The sequence below is a fragment of the Reichenbachiella sp. 5M10 genome (genome assembly GCF_002742335.1).
Lineage (GTDB): Bacteria > Bacteroidota > Bacteroidia > Cytophagales > Cyclobacteriaceae > Reichenbachiella.
In genome coordinates, this window is record NZ_MDGR01000007.1 from 1,808,726 (window position 1) to 1,829,917 (window position 21,192).

Here is a 21,192-nt window from a genome sequence, read left to right on the forward strand (position 1 = left end):
TCAATGGAAGAAAACGAGAAAAGCGAGGACGAGCTAAGAATTGAGGGACTCGACAGTGATATTGAAAAAATTGACCCTACTGATATGGGAGGTATGGATCACGATGTTCAGATTATCGAGCTCGATGATTTGGAGGTGGACTGGGTGAAGAGTAGAGGGAAAAAGAAAGAATAAAGTACAAGCAGCATTTGAACTAGGGAAAGATCATTTTTATTGAGAAAGATAGAAAAATGATAGCGAATGGTTAGTTCAACAGTTTTGAAGAGATACTGTATAATAACTCTACTTTTTGGTTGTATAAACATACCGGTTTGGTCTCAAGATCAAGTCATGGGAGAGTTATATTCTAACCTATCTGTCTTGCCTGAAGACACCTCTAAGGTAGAAGCTATTTTTGATATCTTACAAGCCTCCCCATTCAGGGAGAGCCATGTTGAATTGGCTAAGCAAGCTTATTACCTTTCTCATTCCTTGGATTATAGCATTGGTATTGCCAAAAGTGCCTATCATCTCGGGGTAATGCTACGCGAGAAGCTGGACTACAAGACAAGTTACAAGAACCTCATGATTGCTTTGAAAAATGCCAAAGCGATAGGGGATAAAAGCTTGATGGTTGATGTTCTTCATGCTTATGGGAATAACAAAGATCGCCAGAATCACATCGATTCAGCTTTTTGGTATTACCATGAAGCCCTGCGTTTGGCTGATTCGATTGATTACCCATATCGGTTGGCAGAAATCCATTATTCTATCAGTGGTTTGTCCAATCATATCGGGCAGAATGACAAGGCACTCCAACATATACTCGAAGCTGAAGCATATTATGAGGGAGTGGGTAAAGGCAAGGATTGCTGGCATGTGCTCAATTTGTTAGGGATTATATTTGAAGAATCAGCAAACCAAAGTCGAGCGTTTGAGTACTATTTTGATGCTTTGGACATGGCCAAGGAGAGTCAGGATCGAAATGCAGAGGTGATCGTGTCCAACAATTTGGCTATCCTGTATGAGTTGGTAGGAAAGCTAACTGAAGCGAAGGAGTTTTTGTGGGCCGCCATCCAAAAAGCCCATGTGGTTGGACTGAAGGAAGATGAAGCGTATTTGCTCAGCAATATAGCAGCGATCTATATTGATGAGAAAGATACGCTTCGTGCCATGTCTTCACTTCAGAAATCCCTGTCCATGATGCGTGATTTAAACGACAAATGTGAGATTGCATACCCTATGGTCGGATTAGGAGATTTATATCTGTTGAAGACTAATTTTGATTCCGCTCAGTGGTACTATGAGCAGTCAGTAGCGTTGGCAAATGAATGTCAGAATTCACCGTTACTAGCCAGTGCATATCGTAGTTTGGGGGTCTTATGTATCAATCAGGGGAAGTACAACTCTGGAATAAGTAACCTCAAGAAGAGCTTGGATGTGGGGCGTCAAGTCAACCTGCTGGAAGAACAGAAGAAAACGTTTTTGGAACTTTATCAGGCTTATAAAAAGAAGAAAGATGTGGTAAACGCACTTTTTTGTTTTGAAAAGTACCAGCAAGTCAGAGATTCGTTGCTCGACGAGGTGGAAATGAATGAAATAGCTAAAGTGACGTCTGAGTATGAGTTTAGAAAGAAACTACAAAACCTAGAATACAAGCGGAAGTCAGAATCATTGAAACTGCAAGCAGAAGTGAGTAAGCAAGAAACGGATAAATTGGGCCTCTATGCGGTGATTGCACTGACGTTGATTTTAGCGGTTTCGTTGTATAGAGCCTATTTTTTGGTTCAAAACCAAAACAAGAGGTTGAAAATAATCAATGACGAAAAGAATACACTCATGGGGGTAGTCGCTCATGATCTGAGAAGTCCTCTCAATAATATTAAAAGTATCATGTCACTGGTGAGGTTGGACAATGCCATAAAAGGGGAGCATGGTGAAGACTATGCTCAGATATTGGATGACAGTGTGGACAACATGCGGGAGATGATTGATCGAGTCATGGATATCAGTGCTATAGAGGAAATGAGGCTTAATCTCAAAATGGAACGCAGCGATGTGGGACAGTTGCTGGAGAGGGTGGCTGATAATTATGAGTTTATTGCCTCTAAAAAAGAGATTTCGATCAAAAGAGACTTTGAGTCAAAGATGTACTTTGCACGGATTGATACGAAGTATGCCTTGCAGGTGTTTGACAACCTCATGTCAAATGCAATCAAATACAGTAATCCCCGGTCTCAGATCGAGCTATCCATACAAATAAGAAATGGGGGTGGGGTTTGTGTGAGTTTTAGGGATGAGGGGCAAGGAATCAGTGAATTGGATCAAACCAAGCTTTTTGTCAAGTATCAAAAATTGAGTGCTCGACCTACCGGCAATGAAGAGTCCACTGGTTTGGGCTTGTTTATTGTAAAGAAATTTGTCGATGCAATGGGAGGTGATGTGACTTGCCAAAGTGTATTGGGTCAGGGGAGTACTTTTGTAGTGAAATTTCCTGAGGCTTGACTTTGTTCTAGCAATCCACAGAAAAGCCCCGATGTCTAGGTATTGGGGCTTTTCTGTGTGATGTAATTGACGCTAAGTCTGTGAAGGATGATTTCTTATGACAAACTCTGGGTGAAATCACTCCTTGCTCGAGGAGATGATATTCATGTTTTCTACCCTGCTTTGGATACTAATGAATGTGCTTGAAATGGTCGCCAGCTTTTTGAGGTGGGAGATACTGTCGGCATGCGCTTCATTCATGAGTTGAGAAATGAGTTTCTGTCCGTCAACTGAGGCATTGTATGCTTCTGTATAGTTTTTTGCTACTTTGTAGTTGTATTTTGAGCTGTATATGCAGTTGTACATGTGTAGATCCGATATTTTCGTTTCTTGCTGATCATTGTATATGTCTCTAGCTCTTTTGAATTCGAGCATGGCCAAGTCTTCTTCCCCCAATATGTATTGAGAAAGTCCAATCATGTCCAATATTTCCCAGTTGTCCTTGTCCAAGGAGGAAAGATCCTTTAATTCAAAATTGAGAAGCAAAGCGAGAGATTTGGCTTCTTCGGGTTGTGTGTCAAAATCCAAATTCAAAAGAGAATCTGTGACTATATGTCCTACAATCATGGCATTCTCTAGCAGCTGGTTGGTAGCTTTTGTGATCAGTAGTTTGGAGCCATTGTCTTGGAATTTGGTCGCATTGATCACATCAGTTATTGTTGAGTTCAGTATACCAGGGTTTTGTTTGATCGTTTCTATATTTCCATTTTGGAGTTTTTTAGATAGGTGCTCATTTTTGATCAGAGCGATATACGCATAAGCTTTGGGGATGTCTTTCCCCTTCATGGTATAGATATCGTTGTGAATGGCTTGGTTGAGGAAGCTGAGTGCCTCTCTGTATTTTCCTTCTGAGTAGGCTAGCTCGCCTTGTTCGAAATTGTCACTCTGAGCGCTTAGTGAAGGCGGGAACAATGAACCAATAGCTAGGACGGTAGCTAGGCTCCATTTTGTTAGATCTTTCATGCTGCTTTCGTTTATACTCCTGATTATCTAGGAGTTGTGTCTTTCTTGTTAACAATATGTTATAATATGAAAACAAAAGCAAAGACAAGCTGTGAAAACGCATATAAAATCATGTAATCACCTATCACGTAGGTAATTTACCTATGTGATAGGTGTATTCACTTATTGATATTAAATGTGATTATTTTAATATAACTGAAAGGGGTTTCGTGTGAGTTTACCTCAGATGGTTGAATTCTTCGATTATAAGCTCCAACCGATAGAGGTTTGGAATATGTAATCTGTGTCACTTACACCTTCTGCTCCAGGAGAACTGTCATAGTTGATGGTGTAGCCTGCTCCGACGTAAAAATCCTTTGGTAAATCAAATTTTACATCGAGGGTAAAGTTTACCCTGTTTCGACTAGCTTGATTTAGACTCTTGTAGTATTGACAATTTGAAGTGATTGTTACATTTTCTAAATCGAAAGCATTAAAATCTGCAGATAGGTATGCTTCTGCGCTAGAATTGCTAGGCGTACTGGCCGCATCGTTGTAGATTTCATTGTTTAGGGCCATTCCTGTTGCTATGTTGAGGTATAGCTTGTGGTTTCGGATAGGGTAGTAGCCAAGACCCAATGAATAAGTAGAGCGTAGTTCCATTTCGATCTCATCTGAGGTCAAGAAATCCGCAGATGTAACACCAAACCATGACTTACCAATGAACAGTCTAAAGTTACCCCCATAGTTGTTTCTTCGGTTTACTACACGCACAGAGTCATTGGCATCTACACCATTGTAGAGGAAGTTGCCGTACAAGTCAGGGTTGATTTTGGTGGTAAGGTATGACGCGGTACCTCGTACGGTCAGTTGATTGTTGTTAGAAGACTTGGAATGGGTGAAGCCACCGTCCAAAGAGATACTCATTCGATCCCAAAACCCACTACTGACGGAATTGAGGTATACTACCTCTAAGAAAGGGACTGAAATCGTCTCTCCGTCTATTTTGTTGATTGTTGCAGTTTGATCGGTGATGTTGATGGAGCCATTGTATTTTTCTCCGCTAGACATGTTGATAATGAATGTGTCTGTACTGGTCAAATCTTTGATCATGTCCCAGTCGATGAGGAAGTTGCTTTCGCTATAGTCTGTTTCAAATTCGAGCACACCATTGTCGAAAGATTTGATACTCCCAATCATTTGGTCCCCATTGGTGAGAACAACTTTGTCTTGTGCTTGACTGGTAAATAGAGTGAAAAGTAAAGCGAAGCTAAGTAGGCCTTTTGTCATGGTTTTGTCTATTTGGTTATGAGTAGACAAAATTAAAAGGATAGCGTAGAATGTAAAGCCAATAATGTAATAATTGGCTAGAAACTCCACCCAAATACGGATTGGAAGACATAGTCATACTTAGATATGTCTTCGCCTGGTTGGTTGTCGTAGTTGAGAGTGAGGTTTACACCCAAGTAGAGATCCAAGGGCAGATCATACTTGATGTTGAATGTATAATTGTACCTGAGTCGTTTGCTTTTGGATAAACTGGGAAATAACTGGAACTTAGAAGAGATATCTACGTCTTTGAACCCAAATCCATTGAAGTCGATTTGAAGGAAGGACTCTAAGGATTCGTCATCCTCTTGGTCTGTTTGAAACTTTTCTGTGTTGGACGCTAGTCCAATGGCCGTATTGAGATACATTTGGTGATTTCTCAATAGAATCTTTCCCATTCCTAACTGTAGCGTTGTTCTTATTTTTAGATTCTGCTCATCACTTTGCAAAAAGTCAGTTGCACCGAGAACAAACCAACTTTTGTTGAAAAATACGCGCCAGTTTGTACCGTGGTTGTTTCTGACTGTGATGATGGAACTGGTACTGTCTGAGACGCGGCTGTCAAGAAAACTCAAGTAGAATTCACATTGCAACTTTGTGCTGACATAGGATGCATTGCCATTGATTGTCAGTTGGTTGGTATTGCTAGACTTGGTGATCGTGTACCCGCCATCGACAGAGGCGGATATTCGGTCCCAAAACCGATTTTCACTGGATTTGAGGTATACAATATCCTTGATTCGAGCAAAGAGCTTGGACCCTTCGACCGGGGTGATGATGAGATACTCCGAGTTGTACATGTCGTGTGAGATGGTTCCTTTGAGACGGTACTTGGTCGTCAGGATGATGATGAAACTCGAAGAGGTTTTCAAACCTTTGACCTTGTCCCATTCTACAGTGAAGTCACTGTCACTGTAGTCCGTTTCTACAGTGAGAATGCCATATTCCATACTTTTGATCTCTCCAATTAAAACTTGGTTATTGTTCATCACAACTGTGTCTCTGTTGTGTCCAAAGCCTTGATAGGATAGGGTCAATAAAAGGAAAATAATAAGGCCTGCTCTCAAATCGTAATGCGTTGGTTGTATGAAGCGTAAGATTGAGGCAAATATATTTATAATATTTAGCTCTGTATCGTGTTTAGTTGAGAACTCGGATTTCTATTCTTCTGTTGAGTTCTCTTCCATTCACTTCATCATCATTAGAAGCTAGGGGTTGAGTTGGTCCGTACCCTTTGCAGACCATTCGTTTTGGATCGATACCTTTTTGGATCAGATAGTCACGTACAGCATTGGCTCGAGCCAATGAGAGTTTCATGTTGCCCTCTAGTGTCCCTGTATTGTCAGTGTGTCCACCGATTTCAATATCAAGGGTTGGGGTGTCTTCGAGCATGTCATGGAGCTCACCCAATACCTCATAGGAGTCACTTGTGAGATGTGCTGAGTGAATGTCAAAGTAGATGTTGTTGAGCATTGCTTTTTCTCCTGCTCTGAATTTGCTGCCAAGCATATCCATTTTTTCATACTTCTGTTCAGAATTCTTGTCGTAGAGCGTCTTGAAGTCCGTCTCTTCTACATGCTCAGGTATATCGATGTGAAAGTCTCGTTCAAAGGACTTGTTGTGCTCAGGGTGGTCTGACAAGATCCGTGCTGTATGTGCCAACTGGTTGTTCATAAATAGCTTGACATTGAACTCCTCTTCTGTAAAGATTTCCATTTCGAATGAGCCGTCACTTTTACTGTAAGTACGGAAGATCTCATCGTCGTAATTGATAGGATGAAAGTCAATGCGGACATTCGCTAATGTACTGGCTGTGGCATTGTCATAAATGAACCCTTCAACTAGGACTTTTCCTTGTTTGTGGAAGTAGTAGATGTCAAAGCCACCGATGCCTCTGAGTCTATTCGAACTGAAAAAGCCTGAAATATTGTCTTCGTTGAGTTGAAAGTTGATTTCGTCATCCGTTGAATTGATAGGGAAACCCATATTGACTGGCTTTTTCCACTGGTAGGATTGAGCATCCCATTCGGACTTGAAGACATCATAGCCACCAATGGATGCTGGGTTGTTGGAACTAAAATATAGTGTCTGCCCGTCATGGGATAGGAACGGACTGTCTTCGTCGTAGTTGGAATTGACCAAGCCTGGAACTGCTACTGGTGCTGACCACTGTCCTGACTTGGGGTTATAGATGGATTGATAGAGATCCAAATTGCCCTTTTCGGATTTGGATGAAAAATAAACGGTGGTTTCAGCATCATCAATGAAGAAATGAGATTCGATTCGCGCCTGTGTACCTAGTTTTGTGTCGAATTCTACCGGAGATCCCCACTGATCTCCAGAAGGTTGACTGAAGAAAAGCCCTTTGGCAGATTCATCGTCTTTGTACATGAATAGACGGCCATCATTGTTGACCACTTCGATTTTAGCATTGTCCAAGGTGAATTCTCCGAGTTGTTTCAGCTCTGTTGGGGCATTCCATCCTACGGAACTCTTGGTAGCGTGGTAGATATTGAACGATGGTGCATTGGACCTTGACGAAGCAAAGAGAAGTTCGCTATGGTCGGAGAAGAAAGCGGGAGAGACGTCATCCAAAGGCGAATTGATAGGTGTACCCATGTTGACAATTTCAAAGTCGGTTGTGTTCAAATAAAATTTTTCAGCTTCTTTGGCTTGCTTCAGACGGTCTTCTGTTTCTTTGGTGATTTCACGTGTTTTGTAAATATCCAGATCCAAGAAAGCCTGAAAATGTTTGGCCGATATGTCAAATTCATAGCGGTTGTAGTGAATGCGTCCTAGCCAGTAGTTGTAAAACTTGTCTGTTTTTCCTTCGTTGGCTTCATATTCTTTGAGTGCGTCTAGACTCTCGCCTCTGCCGTCCGTAAGTTGGTACGCTACATAGCGATGGTACTGTACATAGTGGTTCTTGGGGTAGTTGTTTAGGATTTCGTCATACAATTCCAAGGCCTTTGGGAAGTCCTCTTTGAAAAAGTAATAATCCGCACGTTCGATGAGCTTCTTTTTGCTAAGCTTTTTTTCTACTTTGTCATTTTGACCAAACGCTACTGTAGTGATACATATCAGAACCCAAAATACATGTTTCATTGAAAATACAGTTTAGTTCAAATCCAAAATTAAGAAACCTTCATATTGTATGCACTTGAATTCATCATCATGTTTGAATTTTAAGTGAAAACACTAGGCGCTTTGTAATGAATTTGTATTCCCGAATGAGTGAAAATACCTAGAAACATGGAGAGTTGTCAATTCTTTAATCAATTATTTGAGATCAAATCGATAACCCTCTGTGCTATAGGGTTTTATTATTCTTTTATCGAAGTGAGGTAATCGTCGAACGTACTGAGTTTGTCTTGATGAGATTTGCCATCCTGTAAATCAATGATGCGATTGGCTACTGTCTGTACAAATTCATGGTCATGTGAGGTGAACAATACAGTCCCTGGAAAGTCTCTAAGTGCATTGTTGAGTGCTTGGATTGACTCGAGATCCAAGTGGTTGGTGGGTTCATCGAGGATGAGTACATTTCCTTCATTGAGCATCATTTTGGATAGCATACAGCGTACCTTTTCTCCTCCGGAGAGTACGCTGCATTTTTTGAAAGTTTCCTCTCCTGAAAACAACATCTTACCCAAAAAACCACGGATAAATACTTCGTCTTTTTCGCCTTCAGAATACTGTCTCAACCAATCGATCAAGTTTTCGTCAGATTGAAAAAAGGCCTCATTGTCATTGGGTAAATAGGAGGTGGTGATGGTCTGTCCAAATTTGAATGTACCACTGTCTGCTTGTTCTTCTTCCATCAAAGTTTTGAACAAATATGTGATAGACAAACTATCGTCGGCAAGGAATGCTATTTTGTCTCCTTTGTTGACAAAGAAGTCCAAGTTGGTAAACAATGGTTTAGTTTGGAGTGATTTGCTTAGACCTTTCACTTCGAGTATTTGATCTCCGGCCGTTCTGCTTTGATTGAATATCACAGCAGGATATCGTCGAGATGATGGTTGAATGTCCTCCACATTGATTTTGTCCAATAGTTTTTTACGCGAAGTGGCTTGTTTGGACTTGGCCGCATTGGCACTGAATCGTGCAATGAAATCTTGGAGTTCTTTTTTCTTTTCTTCAGCTTTCTTGTTGACGGAGCTACGTTGCGCTAGTGCCAATTGACTGGATTGATACCAAAACGAGTAGTTGCCCGTGAAAATCTTGATGGCGCTAAAATCAATGTCAGCAATATGTGTACATACCGTGTCCAAAAAATGTCTATCGTGAGAGACAACAATGACGGTGTTTTTGAAGTCCAACAAAAAGTCCTCAAGCCAAGAGACAGTATGAAGGTCCAGGTCGTTGGTAGGCTCATCAAGTATGAGAAGGTCGGGGTTGCCAAAGAGTGCTTGTGCCAAGAGTACTCGTACTTTTTGACTACCGTTGAGTTCTTTGAGCAGTTGATAATGAGTGTCTTCTTTGATGCCAAGACCACTCAATAGACTTGCAGCATCAGGTTCAGCATTCCATCCGTCCATTTCAGCAAATTTCTCTTCGAGCTCCGACGTACGGATGCCGTCGGCTTCACTAAAGTCCGGCTTGGCATAGAGGGCATCTTTTTCCTGCATGATGTCCCATAGCTCAGTATGACCTCTCATGACCGTGTTGATGACTGTCTCTTCGTCAAACTCAAAGTGATTTTGTCTTAAAACTGCCATTCTTTTGCCAGAATCCATCGTCACAGATCCTGTATTGGGTTGGATGTCACCAGATAGAATTTTCAAAAAAGTGGATTTCCCTGCTCCATTGGCGCCAATTACGCCGTAGCAGTTGCCTTCAGTGAACTTGATGTTGACTTCATCAAAAAGAATTCTTTTGCCGTATTGTAAGGAGACGTTGTTTGCTGCGATCATAGAGACTAATAGTTTGAAGGCGCAAAGATAGAAGAATCATTAGCCAATCGAAATATTCACTGCATTAGTTCTAGGTTTGATCAGGGTTTCTTTGAGGACTTGTGATGAGATGAGTGAAAGACAGCTTGGTGATTTTGTATGTAGATGAAACGCAATAAATCCACGATATCTTGTTTTCTTTGGCCCATGAAGGTAGCAGTAATAGGAGGGGGGGCAGCGGGTTTTTTTGCAGCCTTGTCTTGTAAAGAAAGTCACCCTGAGGCAGAGGTGCATATCTTGGAGGGGTCTGGTAAAACACTCTCCAAAGTCAAAGTGTCAGGTGGTGGACGGTGCAACGTGACCAACGGTTGTGAGTCTAATGCTGAGTTTTTGAAGCATTACCCTCGTGGGGGAAAACAATTGAAAAAGACCTTTGTGCATTTTGCCCGAAAGGATACTCTGCAATGGTTTGCTGCGCGCGGAGTGGAGCTCAAAACAGAGGTAGATGGTAGGATGTTTCCGGTGACGAATGACTCTCAGACTGTGGTAGATTGTTTGCGCGATGAAGCTTCTAAACAAGGGGTAGAGGTGATTCAGAGCTATAAAGTGGAATCAGTAAAGGCAACTACCGCGGGATTTGAGTTGAGTAGCAAAGGGACTCAGCGAGCTTATGATTATCTGATCGTTGCAACAGGTGGCAGTCCTAAGCGCTCGGCGTATGACTGGTTGTCCGACATGGGGCATTCGATCATTGATCCGGTACCGTCGTTGTTTACGTTCAATATACCTACAGAGAAAAAGCTAGTCGCTCTGTCAGGGACAGCTGTACCGTCTGCTACTGTCAAAATACAAGGAAGTAAACTAATGGAGCAAGGGCCACTTTTGATCACGCATTGGGGGATGAGTGGTCCAGCCATATTGAAACTCTCTGCCTGGGGTGCACGTCAGTTGCAGGAAATGAATTATCAGTTTAGTACATTGATCAATTGGTCATCCTATGCCAATGAAAATGAGGTCAGGGAACAGTTGCAGCGTGAGCTTCATCATATGGACAAAAAGTTGATACAGAACATTAATCCTTTTGATTTGCCAAAGAGGCTTTGGCTGTATTTGTTAGATCGAGTAGGAGTAGATCCATACATACGTTGGAACGAATTGGGGAAGAAGGACAAAAATAGATTGGTCAATGTGATCTGCAATGATACGTATGAGGTGAGTGGTAAGACGACTTTCAAAGAAGAGTTTGTGACCTGTGGGGGAGTAGACAATGCAGAGGTGAATTTTGACACAATGGCAAGTAGAAAGGTTGAGAAACTCTATTTTGCTGGAGAAGTTTTGAATATTGACGGCATTACAGGAGGGTTCAATTTTCAAGCAGCTTGGAGTACGGGGTACGTGGCTGGCCAGCTGGGATGAAACCCTTTGTATAGTGATTTGAAATGTTGACTGAGCGCGGTGTAGTCAATTTTGTTTCATGGGTTTTACCCCTAGCTGCTTATTCACATTCTAGCTCAGAATAAGTGTTGAAAGCGGCTTTCGCTTTATCCAACTCCTTCAGTTTTGTATAGGTTTCGCCCATTAATTGATAGACACTGCAATCAGAAGGGTAGAGTCGGATAGATGTTGCATAATCAAGTATGGCCTTGTCATAGTCTCCTTGGGATACAAGTATTTCCGCACGTAGATCATAGTAGTCTGCTCGTGCGGATTCGTTTTCGATAGATAGTGAGGCAAAAGCTAGCGCTTCGGAGGGGTGATTTTTTTTCTTGTAGCATAGCGCCAGATAGTTGGTGATGTCACTGTCGTTGGGTTGTTTCTTATATGCCTTTTCCAAATGCTCAATGGCTAGATCGTATTGTCCCATCCAGTAGTAGCACGTTCCCATGTTGTAATACGCTATGAAATTTCCGCTATCATAGGCCAAGTGTTTTTGATGGTAAGGTAACGCTGTTTCGTAATCTTCTTTCCCATAGTAGCTATTGCCAATATAGTTGTATAGATCTTCGTCTTCATAGCCCATAGATTCTGATTTTTTGAGCCACATCAACGCCGAGTCATACTGATACAATTGATAGTAAGAATAACCAATATTATATGCTTTGACTTTATCACTGTTGTCACAGGCATAGGCTTTTTGGAAGTAAACCAAGCTGGAATCGTTGTTGCCCTGACTGTCATAGATCAATCCCTTGAGATTGTAAGCTTTGCAATAATTGCTTTTCCTGTCAAGGGTAAGATCGAGGTATTTGATCGACTCTGAATAATCCTCGAGGTTGTATAGCGCGTAAGCGATATTGTAATAATATACTTGGTTTTCAGGTTCTATTTCCATCGCTCGGTAAAAATCACTGATAGCCCGGTAGTATTGTCCTAGTGTATAGTAAGTGATTCCACGATCGTTGAGGATCTCTTCTGGGTCGTCAGGATCCAGAGCAATCGCTTGTCCGTAATAAACGATGGCCTCATCGTAGTTGCCTTGCTCTTTGGCTGATTCGGCCTGTCTCACCAGCTCTGACGCATTTTTATCCTTGTTTTGTTCATTTGCTATGACCATATCAATGAATGCACCGCATTCTTTGGCGAGCACTTTTGCAATGTCCATACCTATGATATTCCCTTTTTCTTCAAGGCTGTTTTTGCCATATTTTTTTTCAAGCTTTTTGCTATGATCACCCAGTCCATTTTCCATGCATTTTGTGAGAATAGCTGTCATGTCTGTATTGCCTTTGTTGACTTCTTTTGTCAGGCATACACAGACTTCGTCGGAGATTGTGTGTATTACATCTTGGCCAAAAGTCAAGTGAGTAAGTCCAAGTAGTAGGGTGCTGATAATAGTGAATTTCATGATTCTAGGTGCTCCTTAATGTGAGACGGTTGTGGTTTGATCTCACCAAGAATAAGAAAATTCAAGGATACTATTTCACATCAAGTCGATTTTATATCGATATACCGACGTGGTATTTCCAAAGTTCTTTCTGATTAGAAGGGATTTTGAAGCAATGGATCGCTGAGAGTTGTTGTAGGCACGTGAGTTAGTCTTGATGGATAAAGCCCATGAGTAGCATCATTCGTTCGAATTCAGGATGGAGATGTGCTTGTAACACCAGTTTTTTAAAAGTGAAGGGATGTACGAACTCCATGGACCGAGCATGAAGTAGCATGGTGTTCATTTTCCATTTCTCTAAGAAGAGTTTGTTTTGCTTGTTGCAGCCATGAGGCCGATCTCCGATGATGGGGTGGTAGATATGTGCAAAGTGTTTGCGCAGCTGATGCATACGGCCAGTCTCAGGGTAGGCTTCTACCCAAGCGTACCTTGAAGTACTAAATTTGCCATGCGGCACCTCCAATTCTACACGATCAACTGTGCGGTAGTGTGTGACAGCAGGTTGTACTTTGCCATTGTCGTTGGTGAGGGCGTAATTGATCGTCTCTGACTCTACCGTATGTCCTCGTACTATCGCCCAATAGGTTTTATGAATTTGTTGTTCGTCAAATATTTTTCGGACTTTTTTGAGCGCTTCTTCATGCAAGGCGAAGAGTAGCACACCGCTGGTTTTGCGGTCCAAACGATGGGCAGGGTAGACACGTTGGTCGATTTGGTTGCGTAATTGCTGGAGCGCAAACTGATCTGTGTTTCTACTGATTTTTGACCGATGTACCATCAACCCATGCGGCTTGTTGATGGCTACATAGTGTTCGTCTTGATAGATTATTTCTAATGGCTCCTCCAAATTTCCTTCTAATGGAGCGTAAAGTAAGGCATTATTGGATTCTTAAACTAGATGGCTTTTGAACTTAATTTCAAATGCATAATTTGCCACCTAACCTTAAATATACTTGCAGGAATGAGAATACTTAAAAAGACTTGGATCGGTTTGATTCTGTTGATGTTGTGTCAAATGAATGTTCGAGCGCAGATCCTCAATCTAAATCAATTGGATGTCACTACGGATTCATCGGGCTATACTTACGGAGGTGTAGAGTTCTTTTTCGAGGCGGACAATCGGAGCCCAACACCTGACGAATCTGCTCAGTTGTTGACTGTCGAGTCAGCCTTAGAGGTGATTCATGTCTCCGAAAAGAACGCTTATTTTCTTAATGGAGAGCTCAATTACTATGAAGCGACTGGGGATCCAGTGATCAGTACGGGCTATATTCACTTTCGGACCAATTTTCAACGCAAAAAGAGGCTGTCTTATGAGTTGTACACTCAAGCCTCTTTCGACGCGAGCCGGAGATTGGATTTTCGAGGCTTAGGAGGGGGAGGTATCAAGTATCGTATCCATAAGACTGAGGTATTTGAGCTGGATGTAGGAACGGGTTTTTTCTATGAGCATGAAAAATGGGAGACTTTTGATACAGTAAGTGAAGTAGTAGAAAAGAATTTGATCAAGTCATCTAACTATGTCAAAACCAATTTGGTATTGAGTGAGAATGCCAATTTAGGCTTTATTACCTTTTATCAAGTAGGGTATGATTCTGATATAGAAGGTTTTAGAAACCGAATCAGCGGGGATTTACAAATAGACTTTACACTGACGGAGCATTTTTCGTTTGTTGTACAGGGTTCGATTCACTACGAGGACAAACCTGTCATCGATATCAATAAAACCGTATACGGAATCAGCAACGGTATTCGATATGAGTTTTGATAGGGGGATAAAAGAACAGCCACTTCGAGATGAAGTGGCTGTTCTTTTATTTGTTAATGAGCCTTATGATTCCATCACTTCTTTGACAATTTGTGCCAATTGCTCAGGGCCTTCAAGGGGCTTTCTAATGTATTTCTTTACATCTATCTTCAATTCGTCTGTCTCATATTCGAGATGAGAGGAGACGATGATGATTTTTGGTTTGCTTTCAAGTGTCGAGATGGTTTCGTACCCATCCAAATAGGGCATCTCTATATCAAGGAAGAGAATGTCTGGCTTTAACTTTGATACGCCGACCGCACCATCTATTGCGCTGCTAAATGTGCCTACCAAGTCTATCGAGTCTACTCTTTCTGCCAGTTTCTTGAATATCTCTAAATAAACCAAGTCATCATCTATTGCAATACACTTGTATTTTTCCATCTAATAATTAATTGATCTCTGTAATTGTCCTAAAGTAATGCCAATCTTAACCAAAAATATCTAGTAATGAAACAGCCTTCCCCAAAAACACTGAAAAAATGCTGGGGGAGTGAGATGAAAATGCCATTACAATATAACCCAATAATAATATGATTGAAGCGGATAAATCCCTAAATTGCGGGATTGATTGACAACAAATAACCCGTTTTAATATAAAATTTCTAATAAGTGATCCCATGAATAAGATTCTATCAGAAGTAAAGGAGAGATTAGGTAAACCGTATCACGATTTTGAGTTTTTGCTCGAATGCTTGAAGGATATTTTGACCCAAAACGGAGAAGCAGATATTGCCAAGGATATTCCGTTTATCAACGATTTTCCGTTTAAGACCGGAGAGGAAATGACCGCCAAGCATGTTCAGTTGTACTCATTGGTATTTCAACTAGTGAATATGGTAGAAGTCAATGGGGCGGTGCAAAATAGAAGGCATACCGAGAATGAGTTGGATTATCATGCTGTACATGGTTTGTTTGCCAACAATATCCACCACTTATTGGCCAATAATGTGTCAGAACAAGCGATTTTGGACCAATTGCCAGATACAGTCGTGGAGCCTGTATTGACTGCCCATCCGACAGAAGCCAAAAGAGCGACAGTATTGGAGCACCACAGGGATTTGTACTTGCTTTTGGTCAATCGAGAAAACAAGATGTTTTCTAACAATGAACTGCGCAATATTAGACATAATATCAAACTCTCTCTGTATAGAATATGGAAGACGGGAGAGATTTATCTGGAAAAGCCTGATGTCAAGTCTGAACTGAGAAATATACTGCACTATCTTGTCAACGTATTCCCAGACGTGATTCCTGTATTGGATAGGAGGTTGATTCAAGCTTGGTCGTCTTGCGGGCTGGACAAACGCACTTTATTGGAGAACCATAGCTTTCCAAAGATTAATTTTGGCAACTGGGTAGGAGGAGATAGAGACGGTCACCCGTTGGTGACCGAAGAAGTCACTGCAGACACGTTGGAGGCATTGAGACTCAATGCGTTTGTAGTGATGAATAGAAAATTGACCAATTTGGTTCGACACCTCAGTTTTACACATGAAGTAACACAGTGTAGTGATGAATTTATAGGTGCTGTGGATCAAATCAAATCCGAGTTGGGAGAGAGAGGTACAGAAGCATACGATAGAAACAAGGGGGAGGCATTTAGACAATATGCTAACTTGATCATTGCTAAAATGCCTATCAACTTAGAGAGAGGTCATGCCATCGAGTTGATTGAGGAAGAAGGGCGATACGTGTATGCCTTGGATATGCTCAATGACCTGAACCTGCTCAAGAATGAATTGCTCAAATTTGGTGCTGAATCTATAGCATATGATGATGTCAATTTGGCTATCAGAAGTTTAGAAACTTTCGGTTTTCATTTGGCAAAACTTGATGTTCGTCAAAATAGTGCGTTTCATGACAAAGCAATCGAACAGCTGCTCGAAGCTGCACAAATTAGTGATAGAGATTTTTCCAATTGGAGTGAAGATAAACGAGTGGCATTTTTGACTAAAGAGCTTCAGTCAAGTCGTCCATTTACTCATCAAAATGCTAAACTAGGCCCTAATGCTTCAGCGGTGATTTCTTGTTATAGAGTGATCGAAGCGCACGTGACCAAGTATGGTACGGAAGGTATCGGTTCGTTCATCGTAAGTATGACCCGCTCCTTGTCGGATTTGCTTTCGGTATATTTGTTGGCTCGGGAAGCTGGATTGCTTGTGCAGATTGAAGAGGGCTTGGTGTGTAAGTTACCCGTAGTGCCTCTCCTCGAAACAATTGAAGACCTGCAAAACGGACCTGAGATATTGACTGGTTTCTTAGAACACCCGTTTACCAAAAGAAGCTTGGAGTACTTGCGCAAAGAGCGAGGCTTGAAAAAAGCGAGCCAGCAGGTGATGGTTGGATATAGTGACAGCAACAAGGATGGAGGGATCATAGCCAGTCAGTGGAATTTGTATAAATCACAATACCTCTTGGCCGAATTGGCTGAAAAGCAAAAAGTCGATTTGGTATTCTTTCATGGCAAGGGCGGATCGATTAGCCGTGGTTCTGGGCCAACTCATTATTTCATCAAAGCACTTCCTTACCAATCTGTCAAGAACAACATACGTCTTACAGAGCAAGGGGAGACTATCGCTCAAAAGTATGAAAATAAGGTCAATGCAGAGTACAACCTTGAACTGCTCGTTGCAAACTCCTTGTCAAAGAGCTTGACAGATAATCAAACCGATAGAGTGTTTCATCCACTTGCATCTATTTTGGATGTATTGGCAGCTGAAAGTAAGACACACTATGAGAATTTGACGCATGAAGAAGGTTTTGTGACCTATTTTAGAGAAGCAACACCGATTGATGCGATTGAGACAAGTAAGATAGGGTCAAGACCTGCTAAAAGAACTGGTGCCAATACGTTGGAAGATTTGAGAGCGATTCCTTGGGTGTTTTCATGGAGTCAATCAAGGTATCATATGACGAGTTGGTATGGAGTAGGTACCGCCTTCACGAACTTAAAGAAGAAGTCTCCTAAAGACTATGATGCCTTCAAGACAGCTATCAAGGATGATACATTCATACGGTATGTACTGACCAATGTGGATACATCACTCGCTGCTACGGATGAAGATATCATGAAGGCGTACAGTGAATTGGTTGGAGATGTTACTTTGAGAGAGAAATTCCTCAATTTGTTTTTGACCGAGTTGTCCTTGGCGAGAGAAGTGCTATTTGATCTCTTAGGAGAGGAAATTGAAGATAGAAGGAGAAATCACTACTATTCTAACTTTCTGCGTGCCCCACTCATGAAGCATCTACATGAAAAGCAGATACAATTGTTGAAATTGTGGAGAAAGCAGAAGTCAGAGGAAGATGGTTTAGGAAGTGCTGAAACTCAAATACAATTGATGCTAACAATAAATGCCATCGCAAGTGCAATGAGAAACACGGGTTGATCTAGAGGGTTGACACGTAGCGATATCAAAGGGGAGCCAAAAGGCTTCCCTTTTTTATTAGCTAAAGTTGCTCATGTAGAGCTTGCATTGTTCTTGTTGTCCAATGAACATGATGCTGTGCCCTTTCAATACCAACCAAGAATTGTCTTCTTTACTGAATTTCAATTTGAGTGTTTGCTCTTTATTGCTGTTCTTAGAAAAAAGTGATTTTAACATAACTTTTGGTGTTTACAGATATGTAAATGTAGAAGTAAAATCTGAATAATCAAATATAATATTGGAAATATGCAATTAATGCAAAATACTTACGGAATACTCTAGGTAAATCTGAGTTAAGTACAATATTTATTTGAGGGCTTATTCTGTGCGTGGGTAGGGCCTGTGTGTGATCCTCAATAGCCAAATTGTTCCACCACGTTCCTTGAGAAGTAGTAATGACTACAAGAGTCTTTCGCTATAACAACAAAATGTTGAGTAAGTGCAATTTTGGAAAAGTAACCTCCGTAAATGTCAATGATTTGATCCGTAGAAGAAAAAGGGGTGTTAATCGAAAAAAACCAAAATTAGGTCTATGATTTTTTTGTTAGAGACTAGTTTATAAGCATATTGTTGGTGGCTTAATGACAATCAAAATATTAGAAATTTACTAAATTCAAGTTGACTAATGTTTGTATTTTCGTGGCTCGGTTTGTAGGCTTGGTAACCTGACTATATTAATACATATGAGAAAAGTGCGATCAATATTTCTATTGGTGATTCTTATGCTTTCATTTTCTGCGAGTTATGGGCAGGCGGTGTCTGAGACTGAAGCTAGGTCTTTGCTCGAAAAAACGAATTACAATAAGAAACGAGGAAATTTAGAAGGAGCACTTGGATATGGTTTATTAGGCTTGGATCAAGCAGAATCATTGGATAGTGAAGATCTTATTTTCGAGTTTAGAAGTGTACTTGGAGATATTTACCTTTCTAAAAAGGACTTTAAAAAATCTATACATTACTTCCTTAGTATAGTCTTGCATGCCAAGCGTATTGGTAACCAAGACCAGTTGGCCAAAGGCTATTACAATTTGGCTGAGACCTATTCGAGTATGGGAGCCTACAACAAGGCAAGCGACTACTACTATCAGGTTTCGGTGATCTATGACAAAACAGGGTTCAAACAAGGGAAGGCCAACGCAATTGAGTCTCTCGGTATCAATTATGTCAACTCTAATCAAAACGAAAAAGCAATAGATACCTACGAGCGCTTGTTGAAAATCGCGATTTCTGATAAATTATATTCTTATGTGGGTAGAGCTCAGGAGGAGTTGTTTCACCAGTATCTATTGATGGGAAACAATAAAGAAGCTATCAAGTATGGGATATTGAATTATGAGCGGATCAAAGACCGAGGAAATAGTCCCAAGATTGCCGAAGTTTCAGATCTATTGTCTGGCCAATATATTTTGTCAGGTGACAGCAAGAACGCACTGAAATATGCCAATATCGCAGTGCAAAAAAACAAAAACAAAATCGCTTATCTCAAGAATCAAGCCGTGGCGTTGGCTATGAATGATGATGTGGCCAAATCTATGTCCACTTTCGATGAGGCAATCAATCGAAGTGAGAAACTAAGAAAATCCAATGATGTAGCTGAGTTGTATAATTTAAAGGCAGAAGTTGCTTCGAGTAAGGAAGAGTATAAGACTGCGACGAATTCGCTAGAAAAGGCGGAACAAATAGCCGTGAGCAACAATTCCAAGGTGATCATGCTTGAGACATACCGTATTTATTCGGCGATGTACAAGAAGAGAGGGAGTCAGACTCAGTATGATGAGTATAGAAAAATGTATGAGGCTGTCAAATTACAAGTTGGTGACGCTGATGCCATTCGGTCCAAGGTCACGGTATCCAAAGAAAATCTGGCGGAGAGTTACGAACAGGAGGCTCGTGCACAGATATCTACATTGGAGAATCAAAAATTAGCCAAGGAAAGAGAAAAGTTGCGTTCGGAACAGAAAATTAAGGAATTAGAGATATTGGAACAACGCAGTAAATTGCAAGAAGCAGAAATGCAACACATAGAATTAGAGGCTCAAAAGGCTAAGCAAGAGATTTTGATTGTCGAGCAGCAAGCCAAGGCAAAGTTGAACCAAGAGCAGTTGGACCGGTTGCAGTTGCAAGCCGAGATGACGCGTTTGGCAGAAGCAGAGCGCCAAAAAGAGTTGGATATTCTTCAGAAAGAGAGTCAAATATTGCAGCAACAAAAGGATTTTGAGACCAAACAGGCCAAGCAGGCCAAGGTGCTACAGTACATTATTATTTCGGCGTCTTTGATCATTTTGTCGATATTGGCGATTGCATTCTATCGTACCTACAATACAGGCAAGACCATCAAGGAACAGAACCAAAATCTAGCTGAGCAACAGAAGACTATTCTCAATAGAAATATCCAGTTGAAGAAAAGTTCTGAAGCTATGCTTGCGATGAACAATAAGTTGAAAAAGGCCCATGTCAATTTAAAAGTACTATTGAAGAAAGAGCAATCGACTCGTGAGGAGTTGGAAAAAGCCAATATGGAAATCAAGAATACCCAAGTACACTTGGTACAAGCAGAGAAAATGTCTTCATTGGGCTTGTTGACTGCAGGTATTGCTCATGAAATCAACAACCCAATCAACTTTGTCTCCAGTGGAGCGCAATCTCTCCTTCAAAATTTTACAGAGGTAAAGACCTACATAGAAAATTACCAAAAAGTAATAGCACTCGACGATATCGAACAAATCAAAAAATATAGAGCCATTCTGCAAGAGGATGAGGAAACACTCAATGAATTGCAGACAGGTAGCGAAGAATTGTTGGCGGATGTGACGTATGGGATTTCACGTATTACCGAGATCGTCAATGGTTTGCGGACCTTTTCTCGGCATGACGAAGCAGAAGTCAAAGATGCGGACATCAATGAGAGCTTTGCCTCTGCATTGCTAATTTTGAAAAACAAGTATAAGAATAAGGCTGAAATTGTATTGGACATGGATGAGAGTATTCCTCAAATTCAGTGCTTTCCAGGTCAGTTGAATCAGGTATTTGTAAACTTGGTCAATAATGCCCTAGACGCCATGGAGGACAAAGGGACTGTTACAATTACCACCAAGGATTTGGACAAGGATTGGGTAGAGGTACGGATACAAGATACAGGGACAGGAATGCCAGAAGAGGTCAAGGAGAAAATATTTGACCCGTTTTTTACAACAAAGGATATTGGGAAAGGGACTGGACTGGGGTTATCTATTTCTCATGGGATCATAGAAAAACACAACGGAAGCATACAAGTAGAAAGTGAATTAGGGGTTGGAACAACCTTTATTATTAAATTGCCGAAAAAATTAGAATTAGACGAGAAAGTCTTAGAAAACCAGTTATCATAGAGGGTTAGAAGTA

Annotated in this window: 15 protein-coding genes; 6 read left to right on the plus strand and 9 right to left on the minus strand. The window is 41.0% G+C overall.

Annotation, left to right across the window (positions count from 1 at the left end; translation table 11 throughout):
* Nucleotides 1-3: 3 nt before the first annotated feature.
* The gene (locus BFP72_RS19160; RefSeq protein WP_158233328.1) at nt 4-174 is read left to right on the plus strand and encodes a hypothetical protein; all 171 of its coding nucleotides are present in this window, start codon (nt 4-6) and stop codon (nt 172-174) included.
* Between the two features lie 156 nt (nt 175-330).
* A complete protein-coding gene (locus tag BFP72_RS07265; RefSeq protein ID WP_158233329.1) occupies nt 331-2,484 on the plus strand; it encodes an ATP-binding protein in 2,154 nt (717 codons plus the stop codon).
* 117 nt (nt 2,485-2,601) lie between these two features.
* Here BFP72_RS07265 and BFP72_RS07270 read toward each other — a convergent pair whose 3' ends face one another.
* The 5 genes from BFP72_RS07270 to BFP72_RS07290 form a co-directional block, all read right to left on the minus strand.
* Nucleotides 2,602-3,486, minus strand: a complete 885-nt coding sequence (locus BFP72_RS07270; RefSeq protein WP_143519977.1) for a hypothetical protein — start codon at nt 3,484-3,486, stop codon at nt 2,602-2,604.
* Nucleotides 3,487-3,729: 243 nt separating this feature from the next.
* Nucleotides 3,730-4,755: a DUF481 domain-containing protein gene (locus tag BFP72_RS07275; RefSeq protein WP_099598501.1), complete on the minus strand. Its 1,026-nt coding sequence runs from the start codon at nt 4,753-4,755 to the stop codon at nt 3,730-3,732.
* A gap of 77 nt (nt 4,756-4,832) precedes the next feature.
* Nucleotides 4,833-5,783 (minus strand): DUF481 domain-containing protein, encoded by a 951-nt coding sequence (locus BFP72_RS07280; RefSeq protein ID WP_143519978.1) that lies wholly within the window; start codon nt 5,781-5,783, stop codon nt 4,833-4,835.
* A 151-nt stretch (nt 5,784-5,934) separates the two neighbouring features.
* The gene (locus BFP72_RS07285) at nt 5,935-7,899 is read right to left on the minus strand and encodes an OmpA family protein (protein WP_099598503.1); all 1,965 of its coding nucleotides are present in this window, start codon (nt 7,897-7,899) and stop codon (nt 5,935-5,937) included.
* Between the two features lie 218 nt (nt 7,900-8,117).
* Complete coding sequence (locus tag BFP72_RS07290) at nt 8,118-9,710, minus strand: ABC-F family ATP-binding cassette domain-containing protein (RefSeq protein ID WP_099598504.1); 1,593 nt, start codon at nt 9,708-9,710, stop codon at nt 8,118-8,120.
* A gap of 186 nt (nt 9,711-9,896) precedes the next feature.
* Between BFP72_RS07290 and BFP72_RS07295 the strand changes: the two genes are divergently transcribed.
* Nucleotides 9,897-11,105, plus strand: a complete 1,209-nt coding sequence (locus BFP72_RS07295) for an NAD(P)/FAD-dependent oxidoreductase (RefSeq protein WP_099598505.1) — start codon at nt 9,897-9,899, stop codon at nt 11,103-11,105.
* 79 nt (nt 11,106-11,184) lie between these two features.
* On the opposite strand, the gene BFP72_RS07300 is transcribed toward BFP72_RS07295, so the two are convergent.
* Entirely contained in the window at nt 11,185-12,534 is a 1,350-nt protein-coding gene (locus tag BFP72_RS07300) for a tetratricopeptide repeat protein (protein WP_099598506.1), read from the minus strand.
* Nucleotides 12,535-12,721: 187 nt separating this feature from the next.
* Nucleotides 12,722-13,420, minus strand: coding sequence for a pseudouridine synthase (locus BFP72_RS07305; RefSeq protein WP_255397170.1), 699 nt, complete (start codon nt 13,418-13,420; stop codon nt 12,722-12,724).
* Nucleotides 13,421-13,534: 114 nt separating this feature from the next.
* Between BFP72_RS07305 and BFP72_RS07310 the strand changes: the two genes are divergently transcribed.
* A complete protein-coding gene (locus BFP72_RS07310) occupies nt 13,535-14,341 on the plus strand; it encodes a DUF481 domain-containing protein (protein WP_158233330.1) in 807 nt (268 codons plus the stop codon).
* A gap of 63 nt (nt 14,342-14,404) precedes the next feature.
* Here BFP72_RS07310 and BFP72_RS07315 read toward each other — a convergent pair whose 3' ends face one another.
* The gene (locus tag BFP72_RS07315; RefSeq protein WP_099598508.1) at nt 14,405-14,764 is read right to left on the minus strand and encodes a LytTR family DNA-binding domain-containing protein; all 360 of its coding nucleotides are present in this window, start codon (nt 14,762-14,764) and stop codon (nt 14,405-14,407) included.
* Nucleotides 14,765-15,000: 236 nt separating this feature from the next.
* Here BFP72_RS07315 and BFP72_RS07320 point away from each other — a divergent pair, with 236 nt between their 5' ends.
* Nucleotides 15,001-17,772, plus strand: coding sequence for a phosphoenolpyruvate carboxylase (locus BFP72_RS07320; RefSeq protein WP_099598509.1), 2,772 nt, complete (start codon nt 15,001-15,003; stop codon nt 17,770-17,772).
* Nucleotides 17,773-17,829: 57 nt separating this feature from the next.
* On the opposite strand, the gene BFP72_RS19165 is transcribed toward BFP72_RS07320, so the two are convergent.
* The gene (locus BFP72_RS19165; protein ID WP_158233331.1) at nt 17,830-17,988 is read right to left on the minus strand and encodes a hypothetical protein; all 159 of its coding nucleotides are present in this window, start codon (nt 17,986-17,988) and stop codon (nt 17,830-17,832) included.
* Between the two features lie 506 nt (nt 17,989-18,494).
* Between BFP72_RS19165 and BFP72_RS07325 the strand changes: the two genes are divergently transcribed.
* Complete coding sequence (locus tag BFP72_RS07325) at nt 18,495-21,179, plus strand: ATP-binding protein (RefSeq protein WP_099598510.1); 2,685 nt, start codon at nt 18,495-18,497, stop codon at nt 21,177-21,179.
* Nucleotides 21,180-21,192: the final 13 nt, after the last annotated feature.

What these genes read in the sequence shown, in the direction of transcription:
- BFP72_RS19160 (WP_158233328.1), top strand. Translation starts at nt 4, where the DNA reads ATGGAAGAAAACGAGAAAAGCGAGGACGAGCTAAGAATTGAGGGACTC.
- BFP72_RS07265 (WP_158233329.1), top strand. Translation starts at nt 331, where the DNA reads ATGGGAGAGTTATATTCTAACCTATCTGTCTTGCCTGAAGACACCTCT.
- BFP72_RS07270 (WP_143519977.1), bottom strand. Translation starts at nt 3,486, where the DNA reads ATGAAAGATCTAACAAAATGGAGCCTAGCTACCGTCCTAGCTATTGGT.
- BFP72_RS07275 (WP_099598501.1), bottom strand. Translation starts at nt 4,755, where the DNA reads ATGACAAAAGGCCTACTTAGCTTCGCTTTACTTTTCACTCTATTTACC.
- BFP72_RS07280 (WP_143519978.1), bottom strand. Translation starts at nt 5,783, where the DNA reads ATGAACAATAACCAAGTTTTAATTGGAGAGATCAAAAGTATGGAATAT.
- BFP72_RS07285 (WP_099598503.1), bottom strand. Translation starts at nt 7,899, where the DNA reads ATGAAACATGTATTTTGGGTTCTGATATGTATCACTACAGTAGCGTTT.
- BFP72_RS07290 (WP_099598504.1), bottom strand. Translation starts at nt 9,710, where the DNA reads ATGATCGCAGCAAACAACGTCTCCTTACAATACGGCAAAAGAATTCTT.
- BFP72_RS07295 (WP_099598505.1), top strand. Translation starts at nt 9,897, where the DNA reads ATGAAGGTAGCAGTAATAGGAGGGGGGGCAGCGGGTTTTTTTGCAGCC.
- BFP72_RS07300 (WP_099598506.1), bottom strand. Translation starts at nt 12,534, where the DNA reads ATGAAATTCACTATTATCAGCACCCTACTACTTGGACTTACTCACTTG.
- BFP72_RS07310 (WP_158233330.1), top strand. Translation starts at nt 13,535, where the DNA reads ATGAGAATACTTAAAAAGACTTGGATCGGTTTGATTCTGTTGATGTTG.
- BFP72_RS07315 (WP_099598508.1), bottom strand. Translation starts at nt 14,764, where the DNA reads ATGGAAAAATACAAGTGTATTGCAATAGATGATGACTTGGTTTATTTA.
- BFP72_RS07320 (WP_099598509.1), top strand. Translation starts at nt 15,001, where the DNA reads ATGAATAAGATTCTATCAGAAGTAAAGGAGAGATTAGGTAAACCGTAT.
- BFP72_RS19165 (WP_158233331.1), bottom strand. Translation starts at nt 17,988, where the DNA reads ATGTTAAAATCACTTTTTTCTAAGAACAGCAATAAAGAGCAAACACTC.
- BFP72_RS07325 (WP_099598510.1), top strand. Translation starts at nt 18,495, where the DNA reads ATGAGAAAAGTGCGATCAATATTTCTATTGGTGATTCTTATGCTTTCA.